Source organism: Protofrankia sp. Cas8, from assembly GCF_963555845.1.
In the GTDB taxonomy this organism is placed as follows: domain Bacteria; phylum Actinomycetota; class Actinomycetes; order Frankiales; family Frankiaceae; genus Protofrankia.
Window position 1 is genome coordinate 1 of record NZ_CAUVXI010000310.1, and the last position, 4384, is coordinate 4384.

At 67.1% G+C, this 4384-nt stretch carries 5 protein-coding genes and 1 pseudogene; 4 read left to right on the forward strand and 2 right to left on the reverse strand.

What is annotated here, in order from left to right; translation table 11 throughout:
- Window positions 1-197 precede the first annotated feature (197 nt).
- Window positions 198-1176: pseudogene (locus U9977_RS25895) on the forward strand (integrase core domain-containing protein).
- A gap of 271 nt (window positions 1177-1447) precedes the next feature.
- On the opposite strand, the gene U9977_RS25900 reads toward U9977_RS25895, so the two are convergent.
- On the reverse strand, window positions 1448-2920 hold the full coding sequence (locus U9977_RS25900; RefSeq protein WP_322751900.1) for a carboxylesterase/lipase family protein: 1473 nt from the start codon (window positions 2918-2920) through the stop codon (window positions 1448-1450).
- Window positions 2921-3031: 111 nt separating this feature from the next.
- Here U9977_RS25900 and U9977_RS25905 point away from each other — a divergent pair, with 111 nt between their 5' ends.
- Window positions 3032-3274 (forward strand): hypothetical protein, encoded by a 243-nt coding sequence (locus U9977_RS25905; protein ID WP_322751901.1) that lies wholly within the window; start codon window positions 3032-3034, stop codon window positions 3272-3274.
- 26 nt (window positions 3275-3300) lie between these two features.
- On the opposite strand, the gene U9977_RS27310 is transcribed toward U9977_RS25905, so the two are convergent.
- Complete coding sequence (locus U9977_RS27310; RefSeq protein WP_416210783.1) at window positions 3301-3471, reverse strand: hypothetical protein; 171 nt, start codon at window positions 3469-3471, stop codon at window positions 3301-3303.
- A 278-nt stretch (window positions 3472-3749) separates the two neighbouring features.
- On the opposite strand from U9977_RS27310, the gene U9977_RS25915 reads away from it, so the two are divergent.
- Window positions 3750-3965 (forward strand): hypothetical protein, encoded by a 216-nt coding sequence (locus U9977_RS25915; protein ID WP_322751902.1) that lies wholly within the window; start codon window positions 3750-3752, stop codon window positions 3963-3965.
- Window positions 3962-4384 (forward strand): type II toxin-antitoxin system VapC family toxin (locus tag U9977_RS25920; RefSeq protein ID WP_322751903.1); only part of this gene is annotated, 423 nt, incomplete at its 3' end. The genes U9977_RS25915 and U9977_RS25920, both read left to right, overlap by 4 nt.

A 4384-nucleotide genomic window follows, 5' to 3' on the forward strand; every position in this document is an offset into this window, starting at 1 on the left:
ATCACTGGCGGAGCTGGACGAGGCCTGACCCTTGGCCGCCTGGTCAACCGTGAGGTGTCGATCGAGGATCCAGACCCGGGCCGCGACTCCGGCCCTGGTGGCCGAGACCGGTGAACCCCCTGTACCGTGCCAGAAGTCGTTTTGGGCCGTTGACCTGCGGTTTCGCCGTCGGCCGTGATGGTGGATGATCGTGGTCTATGGTGGTGCGGCTGATGTATCTGGTCATGATCCGGGTGTTCGGCTGGCTCGTCCTGCTGGCTCGCAGCGACGCGGCGACGACGACGGAGCTACTCGTGTTGCGCCACGAGGTCGCGGTGCTACGCCGCCAGGTCGGACAGCCCCGGTTCAGCTGGCCAGACCGTGCGATCCTGGCCGCGCTGACCCGGCTCCTGCCCCGCGAGGTCCGGTCGCCCGCCGGTGGATGAGGAGCTGCGGACGTTGGTGATCCGCCTCGCCCGGGACAACCCGACCTGGGGCCACCGCCGCATCCAAGGCGAACTCCTCGGCCTGGGCCATCAGATCGGTGCAGGCACCGTACGGCGGATCCTCGGCCGTGCGGGTCTCGGCCCGGCGCCACGCCGCCATGCCGACACCACCTGGCGCACCTTCCTACACGCCCAGGCCAGCGGCCTGCTCGCCACCGACTTCTTCCACCTCGACACGATCGTCCTGCGCAGGCTGTACGTGCTGTTCGTGATCGAGATCCAGACGCGTCGCGTCCACATCCTCGGAGTCACCGCCCACCCGACCGGCGCCTGGGTCACCCATCAAGCACGCCACCTGGCCATGGACCTGGACGGACAGCTGGCTACGTGCGGGTATCTGATCCGCGACCGCGACACGAAATACACGCAAGCGTTCGACGACGTCTTCGCGTCCGAAGGCATCCAGGTCGTGCGCACGCCGCCGCGGACGCCGCAGGCGAACTGCTACGCGGAACGGTTCATCCGCTCTGTCCGCCAGGAGTGCACGGACAAGATCCTGCTCTACGGCGACCGCCACGCCACCGCTGTGCTCGACGCATACGCCCGCCACTTCAACGACCACCGCCCCCACCAGGGACGAGACCAGCGACCACCGAACCACGACCCGGCCACCGTCACGCCACTCGCAGGCCCAATCCGCCGCCGCAAGATCCTCGGAGGCGTGATCAACGAGTACCACCGCGCCGCCTGACCGAGGCGCGAAACCCCAGGCCACAGCCCCGAATCGAGTTCTGGCACGCTACAGGGATCGGTCCGCGTTGTGGCGAGCCCATCCACCGTTTCCGCGTGACGGAGTACGGCCCGAACGACGAGCGTGCATCACTGCCGCGCGGTGTGACAACTTTCGCCCAACGTCGGATCGTGACATCATGATCTTCGCGCTGTATTCGGCCATGATCTCGATCTCCATGCGCTGATGCAGAACACGCATTTTGTCCGCGGCATGCACGGATGGTGCCTTCTCACATTGGGGTTTTCAGTGGCAGTGGGGTGAAGGTGGTGTTCTGCCAGATTCTGCGTGACGTCTCCTCCGGGTAGGGGACGACGGTCGGTTCGGTGTCGAATACTCGGGTCAGTCGTTCTTGCTGGTCGTACTCGGGCCAGCCGGGGTTTCCGACGGCGGCGAAGGTTGTCCAGGCGTTTCTCATCTGCGCGGAAAGGTTCTCGGCGTCGGTGAGGTCGTCGCCGAGCAGCATGGCGGGCTGGCCGCTGGTCAGGTTGCCGAATACGAGTGGCACGTCGAGTCCGTGGCAGGCGCCGAGGGTGCCGCCCATGCCCGGCGCTGTCCAGGTGACCTCATACATGTAGGTGCGGCCGGTGTGGGCCTCGGCGAGGTGTAGCGAGGGCATCCGGAACAGCCAGTCGGAGTGGACCCAGTCGTAGAGCTCATCGGGGCTGTCGCTGGCCGCGCGGTACCGGGCGACACCGTCTGGCCCGGGCGCGAATAGGCTCAGCGCGGTTGCCGCTTGCTCCTCGGTGATCTGACCGAGTAGGCCGTCGATCAGGGACAGCAGGCGCTGCTCGTGACGCATGTGCCCCGCAATGAGGTCGACGTCGCGAGCAGCACCTTCCGCCAGCGCCTGCCAGGGGTCAGTTGGCAGCGTGGAGCCATCGACGATGGGGCCTAGTGGGATCCGACGATGCGCGGTGAGGCCCCAACGGTCGGCGTACTGGTCGATCTTTGCCATGAACGCATCCGCGACGGCTGGCAAATCGCCGGGTGCGATCGTGGCTAGTTCATCGGGTTTCAGACCGAGGTCGGCCGCGAGGACGCGGGTGATGTCGGCGGCCAGCTCAGGTGTGAAAAACGTGCCCGGCATGCTCTGCACGATCGCGCGACGGAACAGGCCGTTGGCCCGTGGCGTGGCCAGGAGCGCGGCCACGCAGCCGCCGCCCGCGGACTGGCCGAATACAGTGACCCGGTCGCGGTCACCGCCGAATGTGTTGATGTTGTCGCGAACCCATTCCAGCGCGGCTACTTGATCGAGCAGACCTCGGTTTGCCGGTGTCCCGTCGATCTGGGCGAATCCCTCGATCCCCACGCGGTAGTTGAACGTGACGACGACGCTGCCGTCGCGCGCCAGCCGACCGCCGTCGTACTCGGGCAGTCCGGATGTGCCGAATAGGTAGCCGCCGCCCTGGATCCATACCATCACCGGCAGGTTCGCGGCCAGATCGGGTGTCCACACGTTGACGGTCAGCCAGCCCTCGGTCGGCCCGGCGTTTGCGTCCGTGCCGAAGATGCCGGATTGCGGGGGTGGTGGGCCGTAGGACAATGCGTTTAGCGTCCCGGCCCACGCCGTCACCCGCTGCGGTGCGGCGAATCGCGCCGGTGGTTCGGCGAACGGGATGCCTTTGAAGACGATGAGGTCCGACTCGAGCCTGCCGCGCACGGCCCCAGCGGTAATACGGACCACCGGCTCGGTAGCTGTCACCACATGTCCTTCCACGATCTGTGTTGCATCGACGCCGAACATCCTCCCTGCTGGCCTGCCGCACGCCAAGCGAAGTCAGCTGCGGAGGGATCGTCTTGATGAAGATGAGGCGTGCAGTGGTGCCCGCAAGCGGAAGCGCTGGGCGGTACGCCCCGTCCCCTCGCCGACGGCGAGGACGTCCCGCTGATGCGGCTGCGCTACACCGGATCCGCCGCCGACTGGGGATTCGGCCTCTACCTCGCCAGCAAAGACGGCTACCAAGACGCTGTCCTGCCCGCCGGGACCTTCACCGGCACCCCCGAAGAAGCCCTGGACTGCGCCTGCGAGCTGTACCTGTCCATCCCCGGCATCTGACCGGCCCCACACCATGCGCCCAGGTGTCAACCCCCGAAGGACTTACGGGCGAGACTACTTAGGAGAATCCGGATGCCGTCGGCGGTGAACACGGCGTCGAACGAGGCGGTGAACACGGCGTCGAACGAGGCGGTGAACTGGCCGGCGCGGTCCCGGATCAGGAAAGCGATCGGCCGGACGCGCTGGTCGAGGTCCATCAGCAGGTTGCGGGCGTGTGGGGTGCAAGTAGCGGGTTCGGGCCGCTGAGCTGGGCCGATCGCCGGAGTGGATCATGATGGGTCGACCCGCGAGCCCAGCCACCGCGCCCCACCAACGCAACAGCGCCCCTGTGCCTGGCCTGCGCGGGAAGGCTCGGTGTCAGCGCTGGGCACTGGTGGTACCACGCGGTATCATGTGGGTTGTGGCTATGACGCTCAGGCTCAGCGATGAACAGACGGAGGCGCTCCGGCGGAAGGCGGAGGCTGAACATCGTTCCATGCAGCAAGTCGCGCTGGCTGCCATCGACGCCTATGTTCACCAGGCGACTCCCGTGCGCCGCCAGTCGGTTCCGGTCACTGAGCTTATGACGATGTTCGAGGACCTGCCTCCGATGAGCGCAGAGGCGTTCCGTGCCGATCAGGGGCGCTACGCGGACGCTGAGGCATACTTCGACGCCTACGAACGCGTCCGCGAGCCCGGGGACGGCGAGTGACTGCCCGCTACCTGCGCGGGCTCGGCGACACGAACATCCTGATATGCCTGGAACGGCTGGCGGTCGATCAGCTGCCCGCCGAGCTCCTCACCAGCGCGGTCAGCCTCGCCGAGCTGTCGGCCGGGGTGCACTCGGCCGTGGATGCCCGTGAACGCGCCCGGCGGGTCCTTCGCGTCCAGCGAGTCGAGGCGACCTTCAGCCCGCTGCCCTTCGATGTTGAGGCCGCCCGGCAGTACGGGATTATCGCCGCCGAGACGATCGCCATGGGCCGCAAGCCACGCGGCCGCGTCGCCGACCTGATGATCGCCGGCATCGCGGCAGCGAACAAGCTTCCTCTGTTCACCACCAATCCCGCAGATTTCCGCGGGCTTGAATCGGTCGTTACTGTCGTTCCAGTTCCAGTTCCTGTCCCGGCGGTG

Excerpts from the sequence above, each read along its gene's own strand:
- U9977_RS27310 (WP_416210783.1), bottom strand. The coding sequence starts at position 3,471 with ATGGACCTCGACCAGCGCGTCCGGCCGATCGCTTTCCTGATCCGGGAC.
- U9977_RS25915 (WP_322751902.1), top strand. The coding sequence starts at position 3,750 with ATGCAGCAAGTCGCGCTGGCTGCCATCGACGCCTATGTTCACCAGGCG.